Raw genomic sequence first — 14,994 nt, 5'->3', positions numbered from 1 at the left:
AAGCCCTACCTCCAAGAATAGAGGAAGTGCATAAAATGTATCCGTATTTTTATTGTGATGTTTCAGGTTCACTCAAATTAGCTAACCCTTGTAAGCTAAATCGTCCTCATCGTCAAATCTATAAATACTGATTATAAGAAAAAACAATGAATAACTCTCAGTTTAATCCTAGTAAAAAACATATAGTGCATTGTATTTTATAATAAAACTATTTATTACATAAAAAATTAGATTAATTTAGGTGTAATAAAAATAACCAATTCATGGCGACTGTGTTGATCTCTTTTATGACTGAAAAGTACGCCTAGTAATGGAATAGAGGATAAAAAAGGGATCTTTGCCGTATGTTCTTGCTGTTTTTGCTGAAATATACCTCCTAGCATAATGGTTTCGCCATCACGAATAGCTACTTCTGTGCTGATCTCTTGTTTATCAATAGATAGATGTTCACTTCCACCTTGAACAAGTGCAATGCCCGGTGTGTTTTGACTAATTTTAAGTATTAACCTTATCTGTTTATTTCTTTGGATAATAGGGGTGACTTCCATGCCTAAGACGGCCTCTTTAAATTGAACTCGTGTAATTTCATTATCTCGACTGACATAGGGGATTTCCGTTCCTTGTTTGATGGATGCTGTTTTTTCATGAGCGGTTGTTAGCCTTGGACTTGCGATAATAGATAACTGTTTCTCTTGTTCTAATGCGCTTAATTCAAGCTCTAATAGGCGACCATTAATTCTGGCAATATTAAATGCAATATAGTGAAGGGGATTTTTGGTGTTTTGATGAAGTGATAATGCAGAAAGTGAAGGCGTTGATAACGCCGAATTAAGTGAGGAGGTTGTCGAAATAGTATTCGATATTGTAGATGCTGCTTCGGTTTGTGTTTTTAATGCTTGTAATCCCCATTGAGTGCCTAATTCATTTAAAGCATCCTGACTGCTACTCACAATATGAGCGGTGATATGAACTTGTTGTTGTGGGGTATCCCGTAATTTGAGCCAATCCTCAATTTCAGACAGTGTTTTACTATTATCAACGATTGAAAGACTATTCGCTTCTTTATCAATAATAACTCGCCCTTGCTGACTCAGTAATGGAATAGTGTGATTACTGAGTTGTTCACCGAGTCTCTCAGCATCAGCATAATTTAAAGGATAAAGTTGATGATGTAACTCTTCAAGTTGTTCCGTCGCTGATGTTCGTTCTTCAATAAAAGTAGAGGGTATCTTTTCATCATTGATATTCTCAGGAAAGAAGGGGTCTCGGGTGTGTGCCCAAATGGCGGTTGTCATACATAATATGACGATGAAAATTCCTATCTTCATGATATATCACCCTGTATTGCACTAGAATAACTTAGCTCTGTAAGGCTTATTTGTACTGAAATGAGATGGGGTTCTATTGGAATAATATTGAGAGAAATCAGCGCTAAACGTGTTTGATTGAGGTATTCCAAAAGTGTTAAAAACTGTGGGTAAGACAACGTAAAAGTGAGTTTATATAAAGAGTTAGGCGTGTTTTCCCAAATCTCGGGTATAAAATGATACGTCATCAGTAAGCGTTGCAATTGCTCACTAACCGGTGTGTTATCGAATGGGATGTCATAATCCATTTGTTGTGTGATTAGTGAATTAAGAGATGGCATTGTGCCTAATGTGCGTTGATGATGATTAATACGCTTTAATCTTTGTGCTATTTCTATGTGTTGTTGGGTTATCTCTTGCTGGTAGTCCATGTAGATCAAGAGGTAATAAAATAGCAGGGTAATAAAAGGTATAATTAAGCTCAGTAAAGTGAGTTTCCACTTAGGTAGAAACGCAATAAGTAACAACCATTGTGCCTTTATTTTCATTGGCTTCCCTCATCTTCTTCATTCCATTGCGCTTGTTCTTCTGATTTCCCGTTTAAATGTATTTCTGTGTAAGACGGATCAATTTTGCTTTGTTGTAAATAACGCAATGTTAAAGAGGCTAAAACAGGGTGACTTTTAAGATTGGTCATAAAAGAGAGTGATTGCGTATTCGGGAGAGTGAGGTGCAGTGAGCATTGATTATCGGTTTCATCATAGTGGCTAATCCAACCTGTTGAGGGAAGATGCGCTTCGATAGCTCGAAAAAAACGAATGTAATGTAAATAGCGCAGCCAGTTTTGATAATAGAGTGAATAGTGTTGATAGCGTAAAAGTGCCTGTTTTTTCTGTTTTTGATATATATCGAGTTGTTTTAGTAATAAATCCTCTTGTTGTTGAGTTTGGTATTGTTGATCTGTTATGTGTGATTGTTTTTGTGCCAAATGGTAGGTGTAATAGCTACAAATAATGAAAGTGATCGTGACCAATGATAGCGTTTGAGAAAGCCATAATAATGCTTTTTGTCTAAATAAGCTGTAGCGCCAAGGAAGGTAATTTACTTGATACATAACACCTCTTCAGGGCGTAATGCCAAACCCAATGCAACAAGTGGAATACGATCTTTATTTGACGTTGTTTTAAATAAATCGTGGGAGAAATTGGGCCAAATAGGCATTAACTGACTAAAATATGCTTCATTATCACCCGTTAAATAACACTGCTTTAATGACCAATGATATTTTTCTATTAACTGGTTAATACAAGCTTGTTGCTCTTGTTGATTTTCATAGGCAAGAGTGCCGTAATGGGGCATATTTTCATCAGATGATACCCAAAGTAGCATTTTGTTTTTACAGTACAACAGCGGATCCTGAGCTGAGATGTCAAGGTAAGTTGCTAAATAGCGTAGCGCACACGCAGGAGTATCAATCGCCGTTATTGTTAAGTTTATTTGGGAAAATAAGTCAATATACTTATCTAAAATCGTTTTATGACACAGATGAATAGCGAGTTTCCCCTTACTTTGTCGATAATCAAAATTAACAGGGATTTTCGTATTTTGTGTGTAAGATGTGGCTCGTAGTTGCGCTAACCGATAACATGCTGCTGATGTAAGGGAAACTGCATGAGGCAGCGGGATAATTTGATAGCTTTCATAAATATCCGGTAGAGAAAGCGTAACATTATTAATAGAGGGCAATTTTTTACGCCACTCCGTTAGGATTTTTCTTAATTTTATGCCGTTTAAATCGTCATTAAGAGGTAAAGGGAATTGCCAAAATGCACAGATCTTCCATTGTTTATTCTGCTGAAATACTAAAATTGCATTGATATGATGAGTGTTAACTTCAATGCCAATCTGGTAATTGTGTGTGTCCATAATTGATATCCATATCTATTGATGAGTAATTGCCTATTTTCAAAGAGGCGTTACCTTTATACTACGCACTGTTTGTTTATAAACCGCCCAATTCACACTACATGGGAAATTTAAGGTGAAGTTCTTAAAATATTTTTTCATCTTCGTTTTTGCTTGCATAATTTTGGGAGCAGCCTCGATATACGGTATGTATAAGTATGTTGAGCCTCAGTTACCCGATGTCGCGACATTAAAAGATGTTCGTTTACAAACCCCTATGCAGGTATTTAGTGCAGACGGAGAGTTGATCGCGCAATACGGCGAAAAACGCCGTTTACCACTAACATTGGAGGAGATGCCTCCTCAACTTATTAATGCTTTTATCGCAACAGAAGATACGCGTTTTCGTGAACACCACGGTATTGACCCTATTGGGATCTCACGTGCTGTTGTTGTGGCATTAACATCAGGACAAGCCTCTCAAGGCGCGAGTACCATTACGCAGCAATTGGCTCGAAATTTCTTTTTAACACCTGAAAAGAAATTAATGCGAAAAATAAAAGAAGCCTTTTTGGCGATCCGCATTGAGAAAGAGCTCACTAAAGATGAAATTTTAGCGCTGTATCTAAATAAAATTTATCTAGGTAACCGCGCTTATGGTGTGGGTGCTGCGGCTTATGTTTACTTTGGTAAAAGTGTTCATGATCTTAGCCTAAATGAAATGGCCGTCATTGCTGGCTTACCGAAAGCACCATCTACGCTTAACCCACTCTATTCTTATGATCGTGCCTTAAAACGCCGTAATGTCGTTTTACAGCGTATGTATGAAGAGAACTATATCACTCGAGCACAATATGAAAGTGCAAGAGCAGAGCCTATTGTTGCTAAATATCATGCACCGCAAATTGATTTCTCTGCACCTTATCTAACAGAAATGGTGAGAATGGAGATGTATGAGCGCTATGGTGAAAATGCTTATACAGATGGCTATAAAATTTACACAACGGTGGTTCGTAAAGATCAATTAGCAGCAGAAAAAGCCTTGCGTGATAATGTGATCGATTACGACATGCGTCATGGTTACCGTGGTGCTCAAGAAGTTCTGTGGAGTGAAGGGCAAACGCCATGGGATAACGAAGCTATCAACAAGAAACTAAAAGGGATCCAAACTTATGGTCCTTTAATTCCTGCAGTGGTGTTATCTGCTGATGCAAAAGAAGCCAAAGTTATCTTAAAAACGGGCGACAACATTACGCTAGATTTAAAAGCGGTTCGTTGGGCTCGTAAATTTATTTCTGACACCGCTCAAGGTGCAACACCAACAAAAGTTGATGCCGTTGTGCATGTTGGCGAACAAATATGGGTACGCCAAAATAACGAAAACAGTTGGGTATTAGCGCAGCTTCCGGGTGTTAATGCGGCATTTGTTGCATTAGATCCTATCAATGGAGGAATTATTGCGCTTGTTGGTGGTTTTGATTTTGAGATCAGTAAATTTAACCGAGTTTCTCAATCGTTACGCCAAGTCGGTTCAAATATTAAACCTTTCTTATATGCCGCTGCATTAGACAAAGGATTAACGTTATCGACACTGCTTAATGATTTACCTATTAGCCGTTGGGATGCGGGTGCAGGCACAGATTGGCGCCCTAAAAACTCACCGCCAACTTATGCTGGTCCTATTCGTTTACGTCAAGGTTTAGGCCAGTCTAAAAACGTGGTGATGGTACGTGCAATGCGTGCAATGGGTGTGGATTATGCTGCTGATTATCTATTACGTTTTGGTTTCCCTAATCAAAATATCGATAGAACAGAATCTTTAGCATTAGGATCACCATCATTTACACCAATGCAAATGGTACGAGGATTTGCTGTTATGGCAAACGGTGGATATCTTATCGAGCCTTACTATATCCAGCGTATTGAAAATGCTGATGGCGAAGAGCTGTTTACAGCAAAACCAAAGGTAGCTTGCCCAGATTGTACTGATATCCCTGTTATTTACGGCGATACCATGCGTTCTATTGCGTTATCTGATGACTATATGGAAAATGTTGCTCAATCTAATAAATCTCAGCCAGTAGCCGCTACGCCTGAAATTGAATTAGAACAAGCACCGTTAGCCGAAACGGTAAAAGAAAGCCCTTATGCACCACACGTTATCAGCACACCACTGGCTTACTTAATGCATGATGCATTAAGAACAAACCTTGTGGGTGAACCAGGATGGTCTGGTACCGGTTGGCGCGCTGTTCGTGATCTTAAACGCCAAGATATTGGCGGTAAGACAGGAACAACAAACAGTTCTAAAGATGCATGGTTCTCTGGATATGGTGCCAATATTGTTGCTACCGCTTGGATTGGCTTTGATGATAGTAGTCGCAATTTAGGTCGAACTGCCGCGAGTGGTGGTGAAGCGGGGGCTAAAACGGCACAACCTATTTGGAATGACTTTATGAAAGTGGCTCTGGATGGTGTACCCGTTAATATGATGCCTGTGCCAAAAGGCGTTGTGGCTGTTCAAATTGATAGAAGAACAGGAAAATTGGCGGGTGATGGCGCTTCAATGAAAGAATATTTTATTGACGGGACTCAACCAACAGAAAAAGCAAAAAATGAAGTAGGAACACAGATTTTTGAGGATAATGGCGAATCTAACGAGTTATTCTAATTAATCGAAAATAAAAACCGGATGTTAAAGTCCGGTTTTTTTATTATCTATTTATTTTGTAATAGATAGCGATGGGCTAAGAAGAGAGCACTGACACTACGCGCTTCTGTAAAATCTGGATGATCAAGTAAGTCCATCATTTTTGCGATAGGCCAATGTATTTGGATCAATGGCTCAGGCTCATCTCCCTCGAGTTGTTCTGGATAAAGGTCATGCGCAATAACAATGTTCATTTTGCTAGAAAAGTAAGATGGCGCCATAGAAAGCTTTGCGAGTTCTATTAATGAGTGAGCACCATAGCCAATTTCTTCTTTTAGTTCGCGGTTTGCGGCTTGTAGGGCATTTTCACCAGGATCAATTGCGCCTTTGGGAAAACCAAAATCGTAATTTTCGATACCTACGGCGTATTCACGGATAAGAATAAGATTGTCATCAATAATAGGAACAATCATAACGGCTTCACGATTAGCGGGTTTCATTCGCTCATAAGTGCGTTTTTCTCCGTTACTAAACTCCAAATTAACGGATTGGATCTGAAATAATCGAGAACGGGCGATGTTATCAATGTTTAATATATTGGGTTTTTTTAGTTCTTTCATAACAGCCCCTGGCAGAATAGAGATTAACCTGAATTTAACACATTAATGACAAAATAAATCTAACAATTAGATTTAGCTTTTAAAGGAAAATTGAGTACACTCCGCTATCAAACCTAGTTATTTATTGATTTTTTGAGAATATTATTATTTATTGATTCGCTATTTTACCCGAAGATAGCATTGTTAGCGGATATAAACTTGATAATAGATATAAATTATAACGCGACTGCAAAAATATAATCTATTGTATTTAAATAAAAAATAGAACAAAAGAATAGGAATTGCCTTATGTTAGGCAGGGTTTTAAATTTGTTATTGTTACTACGCAGCATCAGTATAAGCATGGGGAAAAAATGAGATTATCAGTCATTATATTGGCTATCTTGATGATAAGCCTATTTATAATGGCCGCCTTTCTATTCTTTAAAAGAAGGCGGCTTGATGGCTCACATCATCTTCCATCTCTCGCTAAACCGACTTATCGCAAGCTCACTTCTGATGACTATGGGCTTATTAGTGATTATTTATCTTATTTTGGTAACTCTGATTTCTCTTCTGGCTATTCATTACAAAACTTCCCCGAGATGCCAATTAAAGGCGAAGTCGTTACTACATTAAGAAATATCGTTAATCGCTTTGCGGGTTCTAGTGAAGGATTAAATCATTGGCGTTACTATATTGATGCTGTAGAAATTCATATACCCCCACTGCTTGTGCCTTACCTTCAGCAAGAAAATGTTCTCGATGTTGTCTGTACCCCTTCGATCCCCATCGTTGTTGGTGTGAATGGTCATTTCTTAAAAGAGGAAAAAATTCATTTTTCTGCTTTAAGTTTAAAACAACTCTCTGAGCCTATATTGGCCAATGGTTCATCAACAATTCAAAAGAATGAAGGTGATGCGGCTCACTTATTACAAATCCGAGAAGAAACAAACGAAGAATATCGATTACATAACTCATCTGGTTTTTGGGATGGCTCTTTTATTTGTATAGGGCTTACGTTGTGCTTAACAGCCTTAATGATGCCCCAAGTTTTCCTTCCTTGGATCCTAGCGACTGGTAGTGCTTTCCTTGCTGTTGGCGTTTTTCTGATCCACAAGCCTTTGATCAAACCACGTAAACAAGAAATCCACTGTTTTAAAGGACGCTTAAAGCGCTGGGGACTTTTTGGCAACTTTGATCATGGGCAGGTGAAAAATGTTTCTTTAGGGGGGATTGATCTTGTTTATCCGCCTCATTGGGAGCCTTATATTCAAAGCGATATTGATAAGGTAACTTATTTAGAAATGTATCCAAGTCATCATGTTGTAAAGCAAGGAAACTACCTTTCATTGCATGATGAAGAAAAAAATTATCCATATAAACGCTATATTAAAAATATTATTTTCGTTTTCTGGAGCCTGTTTATTATTGGCATGTTGTATCTTTATCAGCCCCTTTCTCTTTCAATGAAACTCAGTTTTTCATGGCTAAAAGATACTGAACCTCATTTAGTCACCAATTTTACTGAGCTAGAAACAACTGATTTGCATGTCGGCGATATTATTCAAGCGAAAGGGGTTGGGATGTGCTACATGCCACCTAATTTATCAAGTAAGAATAATAAAACGATTTTTGCACCTTTTGATTGCTCTGGAATTTATTGGAATAACAGTAATCCAATGCCAATGCCTGAATCGAGCACGATAGAAAAAGCAGCCGCTTTATTGCATATGGTTGAAGAGCAATTACATCCTGTTTCTAATAACCGAGTTAACCCAAGTTTAGGCCAAGCGATTACTAAATCAGGGATGAATCTGTTAGATAATTTTGATGGTATTGTGCTGAAAACACAGGATTTATGCCCGAGAGAAAATGAGTGTATCCGTCTTAAAATGGCGCTAGTTAACTTAAGTAACGTCAATGATTGGGCTGCATTAGTTCAACGTGCTGAAAGTGGTAAATTAACTGGAACCAATGTTTTATTGCGTGCTGTGAGTGCCGAGGCCTTGGAAAAGCTTATCGACACCACCACATCTTCTTTTATCTATCGAGAAATAGATAAAGCCGCAATACTGTTAAACAGTCCTCCACCGGGTGGTGTGCTGTTAATCAGTGATGAAAGAAAACAGCTTGTTGATTACGCTTCAAGTTCAAACTCCGTGTTTGAACCTACCCCGTTAGAACAGTGGCGAGAACTACAACGTTTATCCGATATTTTATTGCATACCCCTTTTGATACGGGGGGCGTAATAACAGGCATGGTTGTTGATGCGAATGGTACGTTACAGATATTTTTACATAGCCTGCCAGATTCGATGACGATGTTATATTACATCGGTAATACGTTATTATTGTTTATCGCTATTGGGTTCTTAATATTGAACCTATTTCTTATCATCCGGCGTCGGCGACAAAACAACCAACGCATGAATAAAATCAGTCTCTATTATGAGCACTGTTTTTATCGCCCTCCTCAGTAAGTCCCTTGTTGTGGAAGGCTATGTGTTTACACTATCGCCTTCATAAAGAAGTTGAAGTTGAAGTTAAGGAGAAAGGGATGAGCCAACCATCGCAAGAAAGTGGCGTCCGTTTAGATAAATGGCTTTGGGCCGCACGTTTTTATAAAACGCGCGCTATCGCTCGCACAATGATTGAAGGTGGCAAAGTTCATTACAATGGTGTGAGAGGTAAGCCAAGTAAAATCGTTGAAGAGGGCGCTGAAATACGCCTACGACAAGGTAATGATGAACGGACGGTAACCATTCTTATGGTAAGTTCACAGCGACAAGGTGCTACACAAGCACAAGGGCTGTATTGTGAAACACCAGAGAGTATTGCTAAAAGAGAAAAAATTGCTCTAGCAAGAAAAATGAATGCGTTAACAATGCCTCATCCTGAGCGTCGTCCTGATAAAAAGGAAAGACGCACCTTACTTCGCTTCAAACAGACAAATTTACAAGAATCGGATTAACCGATTCCCTGAAATGAGAGAAAATCATGTCGAAAGAAGACTCTTTATCACGTTTTTTATTCGAAAAAAACGCGGTACGTGGCGAATTGGTCAATGTGACTGAAACCTATCAATCAATGCTTGAAAATCACCATTATCCTGAGCCAGTTCAACACCTTCTGGGTGATTTGCTGGTGGCAACCAGTTTGTTAACAGCTACGCTTAAATTTGAAGGTGATATTACGGTTCAAATACAAGGCGATGGCCCTGTACGACTGGCTGTGATCAATGGAAATAACAACCAACAAATGCGTGGTGTTGCGCGTATTGGGGATGATGTTAAAGCGGGTAGTACCTTAAAAGAGATGATCGGGAATGGTTTTATGGTCATCACGGTAACGCCTGAAAAAGGTGAACGTTATCAAGGTATTGTTGCTCTTGATGGTGAAACGATAGAAGCTTGTATTGATAACTACTTTAAGCAATCAGAACAGTTACCTACACGCGTATTTATTCGTAGTGGTACGCAGGCGGGCAAGCCAGCCGCAGCAGGTATGTTATTACAAGTATTACCTGCATCAGAAGAGTTCACCGCAGAACATACTGCTGAACATTTTGAATTGCTTACCCAGTTAACACACACAATCAAAGCCGAAGAGCTATTTACGTTAGATACTAAAGAGATCTTACATCGCTTATATCACGAAGAAGATGTCACTCTTTATGATCCTCAAGTTGTTGAATTCCATTGCACTTGTTCGCGTGAACGTTGTGAAAATACATTAGTAACATTGTCGAAAGAAGATGTGAACCACCTGTTGCAAGAACAGGGAAATATTGATATGGAATGCGAGTATTGTGGAACACATTATATCTTCACAGAGAATGATATTATTAATATCAATAAGTTAAGTGAATCAGAATTGCACTGATTCGATTTAGCAAAACTGTTTTATCAAAAGGACGCTATTTTGCGTCCTTTTTTATTCAACAATTTTTCTTTAGTTTTGTGCATTAGCTCTCGTTCTTAACATAAAAAAATTATAAATTTTCAAAATATTGATAACAATCGCTGTTAATTACTCGTAACACCTTAATATTATTCGTAGAAAGGTCTATTTATCAGGAGCGAAACTATGAGCGTTAAAGGTCTTACCCCTAAGGATCTCCAGCAGTACGGTATTAAGGACACGAGTGAAATCATTTATAACCCAAGCTATGAGCTGTTATTTAATGAAGAAACTAAGCCTGAATTAACAGGTTACGAGCGAGGCACACAAACCTCGTTAGGCGCTATTGCCGTTGATACAGGTATATTTACTGGACGTTCTCCGAAAGATAAATACATTGTTCGTGATGATGTTACTCGTGACACCGTATGGTGGGCTGATCAGGGTAAAGGTAAGAACGATAATAAGCCACTTTCACAAGAAGTGTGGACTGACTTAAAATCATTAGTAACCAATCAGCTATCAGGCAAACGTTTGTTTGTTGTTGATGCATTTTGTGGTGCGAATGCGGATACACGTTTGAAAGTTCGTTTTATCACAGAAGTTGCTTGGCAAGCGCATTTTGTTAAAAATATGTTTATTCGTCCTGAACAAGAAGAGTTGGAGAATTTCACACCAGACTTCATTGTGATGAACGGAGCAAAATGTACAAATCCAAATTGGAAGGCACAAGGTCTGAATTCAGAGAACTTCGTTGCTTTCAATTTAACTGAACGCATTCAGTTAATTGGTGGGACTTGGTACGGTGGCGAGATGAAGAAAGGGATGTTCTCAATGATGAACTACTTCCTTCCTCTTAAAGGTATGGCTTCTATGCACTGCTCCGCAAACGTTGGCGAAAGTGGTGATGTTGCTATTTTCTTTGGCCTATCAGGCACCGGTAAAACAACCCTTTCAACCGATCCTAAGCGTAAGCTAATTGGTGATGATGAACATGGTTGGGATGATGACGGCGTGTTTAACTTTGAAGGTGGCTGTTATGCGAAAACAATCCACTTATCAAAAGAAGCGGAACCCGATATCTATGGTGCAATTAAACGCGATGCACTGTTAGAAAACGTGGTTGTGTTATCTGACGGCTCTGTTGATTTCGATGATGGTTCGAAAACAGAAAATACCCGTGTTTCTTATCCTATTTATCATATCGATAATATTGTTAAACCCGTTTCTAAAGCAGGTCACGCTAAGAAAGTCATTTTCTTAACAGCGGATGCTTTTGGTGTGTTACCTCCTGTTTCACGTTTAACACCAGAACAGACGCAATACCACTTTTTATCAGGCTTCACCGCTAAACTAGCGGGAACTGAACGTGGTGTGACCGAGCCAACGCCAACATTCTCAGCTTGTTTTGGTGCGGCATTCTTATCTCTGCATCCAACACAATACGCCGAAGTATTGGTAAAACGTATGCAAGCATCAGGTGCAAAAGCCTACTTGGTTAATACAGGTTGGAACGGTACAGGTAAGCGTATCTCGATTAAAGATACACGCGCTATTATTGATGCCATCTTAAATGGTGATATTGATAAAGCACCAATGAAAACATTACCCGTATTTGATTTAGAGATCCCAACCGCTCTGCCGGGCGTTAACAGCGAAATCTTAGATCCTCGTGATACTTATGCTGATAAAACGCAATGGGATACCAAAGCAGACGATCTTGCTGATCGCTTTGTGAAAAACTTCGATAAATATACGGATACTCCAGCGGGTCAAGCGTTGACTAAAGTTGGGCCCAAACGTTAATTTTTATTAGCATGAATAAAAACACCAAACTCATAGGACGTGATTTTGGTGTTTTTTTATTTGAGATCTTTGAGATAAAAAAATCCCTGAAATGCGAGAATATTTCAGGGAATAGAAAATAAAGTGAAATAATTTATTAGAGAAAAAGTGACTTTAGAGGGTAGGTAACCCAACTATGCTGTTACAGGAGGTAAATCAAACAGTAAAATTTCACTGTCCTCGTCACCAACAAAACGGATCATATCTTCATTAGCAATTGCCACACCATCACTGGTGGTCGCAATAATGTCATTAATCGTTATTTTGCCTTTCACGACTTGTAGCCAAACATGACGACCTGTTTCAGCTTGATATTGTGCTTCTTCACCTTTTTTCAGGTTCCAGCGCCATAACGTCATATCTTGGAATACTTTTAAAGAGCCATCACGGGCGTCTGGCGATAAAATAAGTTGTTTGCTCACTGTCGTATCAAAACGACGTTGATCGTAACGTGGTGTGATACCGACGGTATTTGGCATAATCCAAATTTGGTAAAAATGCAGTCCTTTATCACTATTCGGATTATATTCTGAGTGAGTAATACCTGTACCTGCACTCATTATTTGAAACTCACCTGCGGGAACATTTTCTTTATTACCCATGCTGTCTTTATGCTCGATATTACCTTCAAGCACATAGGTTAAAATTTCCATGTCTTTATGTGGGTGAGTACCAAAACCTTCACCGGGTATTACGCGATCTTCATTAATCACTCGTAGGGCAGAAAATCCCATAAAATCACGATCGTAATAATTTGCGAAAGAGAAAGTATGCCAGCTATCTAGCCAACCATGATTAGCGTGTCCTCTTTCATTTGCTTTGCGTAGATAAATCATAATGTGTTTCCTTCTCTGAAGTTATTGAACACAGTTTACTCAATAGCGCAAAGTAAAAAAGCGGAGGAATTTAACCTGAGGATCCAAATAATTTGAATAAGAGAAAACAAAAACATCGAACAAGTTCTAGAAAAGAAAAAGCCAGCACCCGGCTGGCTAAAGTAAAACACTGGAAGCAATGTGAGCAATGTCGTTCTTTCATATGACCCTGAAGGTGGTGCATCTGAAAGTGTTATTAATGATAATGGTTCTCAGTATCATTTGTAAAGCGCTTTTTTTAAGCAAATTAGAAAAAAGCGCCAAAAAAGTTTTAACTTACTGATTAACGAGTTGTTTTATTTTAATCATTTTTTAAAACAGTAATATAACCAAATAGTTAACAATATTCTTTATGGGGGTATTTATAGGAAAAAGAAGAGAAATGTGGACATAAAACCAGAGAAAAGGAAGGTGTATAAAGCATTTTGAATTTCTACTGAGAAAGATAAGAAGAAAAAGCCATCTCTGATTGATGATGGCTGGTTTTTATTGTGTATAACTTATAAGTTTATCGAATTATAAAACTGATATTTATAACTTTCATATTTACAAATTTATTTATTATTACTCAATAAAGGTCGATTTTGGTGTTGAGATAAGGCTCTGCGCACAGGCATAAGCTGAACTCCATGCCCATTGAAAGTTATATCCACCTAACCAACCCGTCACATCAACCACTTCTCCAATAAAATAGAGTCCTTTTACTTTTGTGGCTTCCATTGTTTTAGAGGAAAGGGCGCGAGTATCTACGCCGCCTAGTGTGACTTCTGCGGTGCGATATCCCTCAGTACCATTGGGCTGAACTTGCCATTCTTGTAGTAACGTTGCAATTTGCGTAATACGTTCATTACTAAGTTGAGTCAGAGAAATATCAGGTAACTGTTTGTTTTCTATCATTATTTCAATAAAACGCTTTGGTAATAAGCGAGAAAGCGTATTTTTTAATAATTGATTCGGATGTTCTAGGCGTTTTTCTTGCAGAAGGCTTTCAAGATTAATACTCGGAAGTAAGTTAATACTTACATACTCACCTGATTGCCAATAACTAGAGATTTGCAAAATAGCAGGGCCTGAAAGACCACGGTGCGTAAAAAGGATGTTTTCTTTAAAACTTGTCCCATTTTTTGCCGTCACCCTAGCGGGTACAGCTACGCCGGATAGTTGGCTGAATTGCTCAAGCTGGGGTTTATGTAAAGTAAAAGGAACTAATCCTGCGCGAGTGGGTAAAACAGAAAGCCCAAATTGCTCTGCAACTTTATAGCCAAAAGGAGTAGCCCCTAAACCGGGCATAGAAAGGCCACCACTGGCAATCACCACGGAAGGTGTTGTGATCGCTTTCCCATCAACAAAAATAGTAAAGCCTACATCTGTTTTCTCGATTTGCGTGACTTCACTACGTAAGCGAACACTTACTTTCCCTTTTTGACATTCAGTGAGTAACAAATCAACAATTTGCTGTGCTGAATCATCACAAAATAACTGTCCTAACGTTTTTTCATGGTAGGCGATGTTATATTTTTGCACTAATTCAATAAAATCCCATTGTGTATAGCGAGCAAGTGCTGACTTACAAAAATGAGGGTTCTCTGATAAATACGCCGAAGGTTCGATATACATATTAGTGAAATTACAACGCCCCCCCCCTGACATTAGAATTTTACGACCTGCTTTTTTGCCATTATCGAGGACTAAAACAGATAATCCTGCTTGTCCTGCTAAAGACGCACAAAAAAGCCCCGCGGCACCTGCACCTATAATTACTGTATCGTATGATCCCACAATGATGTCTCGTTCTTGGTTTTCTCTGACTACTTAATCAATGATTTTCGCGTAAAATCAGAGTGTTTTTGTAAAATTATATGGAGAAATCTGCATTTTTCACCTAAATTCTTATTAGCAAGGAAAAAAAT

The 14,994-nt window shown here is 38.5% G+C and carries 12 protein-coding genes; 5 read left to right on the top strand and 7 right to left on the bottom strand.

Features of this window, described 5'->3' with window-relative positions; translation table 11 throughout:
- Positions 1-227: 227 nt before the first annotated feature.
- Genes pilQ through B6258_RS16205 form a run of 4 tightly spaced genes read right to left on the bottom strand, consistent with a single transcriptional unit; the run spans position 228 to position 3,233 of the window.
- The gene (gene pilQ, locus B6258_RS16220) at positions 228-1,328 is read right to left on the bottom strand and encodes a type IV pilus secretin PilQ (RefSeq protein WP_099076127.1); all 1,101 of its coding nucleotides are present in this window, start codon (positions 1,326-1,328) and stop codon (positions 228-230) included.
- Positions 1,325-1,855 (bottom strand): hypothetical protein, encoded by a 531-nt coding sequence (locus B6258_RS16215; protein ID WP_099076126.1) that lies wholly within the window; start codon positions 1,853-1,855, stop codon positions 1,325-1,327. The genes pilQ and B6258_RS16215 overlap by 4 nt, the downstream gene beginning before the upstream one ends.
- Complete coding sequence (locus tag B6258_RS16210) at positions 1,852-2,421, bottom strand: fimbrial assembly protein (protein ID WP_099076125.1); 570 nt, start codon at positions 2,419-2,421, stop codon at positions 1,852-1,854. Before B6258_RS16210 ends, B6258_RS16215 begins: the two co-directional genes overlap by 4 nt.
- Positions 2,409-3,233 carry a hypothetical protein gene (locus B6258_RS16205; protein ID WP_099076124.1) on the bottom strand — a complete coding sequence of 275 codons (825 nt, stop codon included), beginning with the start codon at positions 3,231-3,233 and terminating at the stop codon, positions 2,409-2,411. Before B6258_RS16205 ends, B6258_RS16210 begins: the two co-directional genes overlap by 13 nt.
- A gap of 115 nt (positions 3,234-3,348) precedes the next feature.
- Here B6258_RS16205 and mrcA point away from each other — a divergent pair, with 115 nt between their 5' ends.
- Positions 3,349-5,883 (top strand): peptidoglycan glycosyltransferase/peptidoglycan DD-transpeptidase MrcA, encoded by a 2,535-nt coding sequence (gene mrcA / locus B6258_RS16200; protein ID WP_099076123.1) that lies wholly within the window; start codon positions 3,349-3,351, stop codon positions 5,881-5,883.
- A 47-nt stretch (positions 5,884-5,930) separates the two neighbouring features.
- On the opposite strand, the gene nudE is transcribed toward mrcA, so the two are convergent.
- Positions 5,931-6,482, bottom strand: a complete 552-nt coding sequence (nudE, locus tag B6258_RS16195; protein ID WP_099076122.1) for an ADP compounds hydrolase NudE — start codon at positions 6,480-6,482, stop codon at positions 5,931-5,933.
- Between the two features lie 353 nt (positions 6,483-6,835).
- Here nudE and umoB point away from each other — a divergent pair, with 353 nt between their 5' ends.
- The 4 genes from umoB to pckA all read left to right on the top strand — a co-directional run bounded on the left by umoB (position 6,836) and on the right by pckA (position 12,170).
- The gene (gene umoB, locus B6258_RS16190; RefSeq protein WP_099076121.1) at positions 6,836-8,944 is read left to right on the top strand and encodes a flagellar biogenesis regulator UmoB; all 2,109 of its coding nucleotides are present in this window, start codon (positions 6,836-6,838) and stop codon (positions 8,942-8,944) included.
- 77 nt (positions 8,945-9,021) lie between these two features.
- Entirely contained in the window at positions 9,022-9,435 is a 414-nt protein-coding gene (gene hslR, locus B6258_RS16185) for a ribosome-associated heat shock protein Hsp15 (protein WP_099076148.1), read from the top strand.
- A gap of 26 nt (positions 9,436-9,461) precedes the next feature.
- Positions 9,462-10,346, top strand: coding sequence for an Hsp33 family molecular chaperone HslO (gene hslO, locus B6258_RS16180; RefSeq protein WP_099076120.1), 885 nt, complete (start codon positions 9,462-9,464; stop codon positions 10,344-10,346).
- Between the two features lie 204 nt (positions 10,347-10,550).
- Positions 10,551-12,170: a phosphoenolpyruvate carboxykinase (ATP) gene (gene pckA, locus B6258_RS16175; protein ID WP_099076119.1), complete on the top strand. Its 1,620-nt coding sequence runs from the start codon at positions 10,551-10,553 to the stop codon at positions 12,168-12,170.
- 173 nt (positions 12,171-12,343) lie between these two features.
- On the opposite strand, the gene B6258_RS16170 is transcribed toward pckA, so the two are convergent.
- The gene (locus B6258_RS16170) at positions 12,344-13,045 is read right to left on the bottom strand and encodes a pirin family protein (protein WP_099076118.1); all 702 of its coding nucleotides are present in this window, start codon (positions 13,043-13,045) and stop codon (positions 12,344-12,346) included.
- A 603-nt stretch (positions 13,046-13,648) separates the two neighbouring features.
- Complete coding sequence (locus B6258_RS16165) at positions 13,649-14,863, bottom strand: BaiN/RdsA family NAD(P)/FAD-dependent oxidoreductase (protein ID WP_099076117.1); 1,215 nt, start codon at positions 14,861-14,863, stop codon at positions 13,649-13,651.
- Positions 14,864-14,994 lie beyond the last annotated feature (131 nt).

The organism is Proteus alimentorum, from assembly GCF_002607735.1.
In the GTDB taxonomy this organism is placed as follows: Bacteria; Pseudomonadota; Gammaproteobacteria; order Enterobacterales; family Enterobacteriaceae; genus Proteus; species Proteus alimentorum.
Note: the sequence above shows the minus strand (reverse complement) of the source record. Positions and strands in the feature narration are given on the sequence as shown.

What these genes read in the sequence shown, in the direction of transcription:
- pilQ (WP_099076127.1), bottom strand. Translation starts at nt 1,328, where the DNA reads ATGAAGATAGGAATTTTCATCGTCATATTATGTATGACAACCGCCATT.
- B6258_RS16215 (WP_099076126.1), bottom strand. Translation starts at nt 1,855, where the DNA reads ATGAAAATAAAGGCACAATGGTTGTTACTTATTGCGTTTCTACCTAAG.
- B6258_RS16210 (WP_099076125.1), bottom strand. Translation starts at nt 2,421, where the DNA reads ATGTATCAAGTAAATTACCTTCCTTGGCGCTACAGCTTATTTAGACAA.
- B6258_RS16205 (WP_099076124.1), bottom strand. Translation starts at nt 3,233, where the DNA reads ATGGACACACACAATTACCAGATTGGCATTGAAGTTAACACTCATCAT.
- nudE (WP_099076122.1), bottom strand. Translation starts at nt 6,482, where the DNA reads ATGAAAGAACTAAAAAAACCCAATATATTAAACATTGATAACATCGCC.
- umoB (WP_099076121.1), top strand. Translation starts at nt 6,836, where the DNA reads ATGAGATTATCAGTCATTATATTGGCTATCTTGATGATAAGCCTATTT.
- hslR (WP_099076148.1), top strand. Translation starts at nt 9,022, where the DNA reads ATGAGCCAACCATCGCAAGAAAGTGGCGTCCGTTTAGATAAATGGCTT.
- hslO (WP_099076120.1), top strand. Translation starts at nt 9,462, where the DNA reads ATGTCGAAAGAAGACTCTTTATCACGTTTTTTATTCGAAAAAAACGCG.
- pckA (WP_099076119.1), top strand. Translation starts at nt 10,551, where the DNA reads ATGAGCGTTAAAGGTCTTACCCCTAAGGATCTCCAGCAGTACGGTATT.
- B6258_RS16170 (WP_099076118.1), bottom strand. Translation starts at nt 13,045, where the DNA reads ATGATTTATCTACGCAAAGCAAATGAAAGAGGACACGCTAATCATGGT.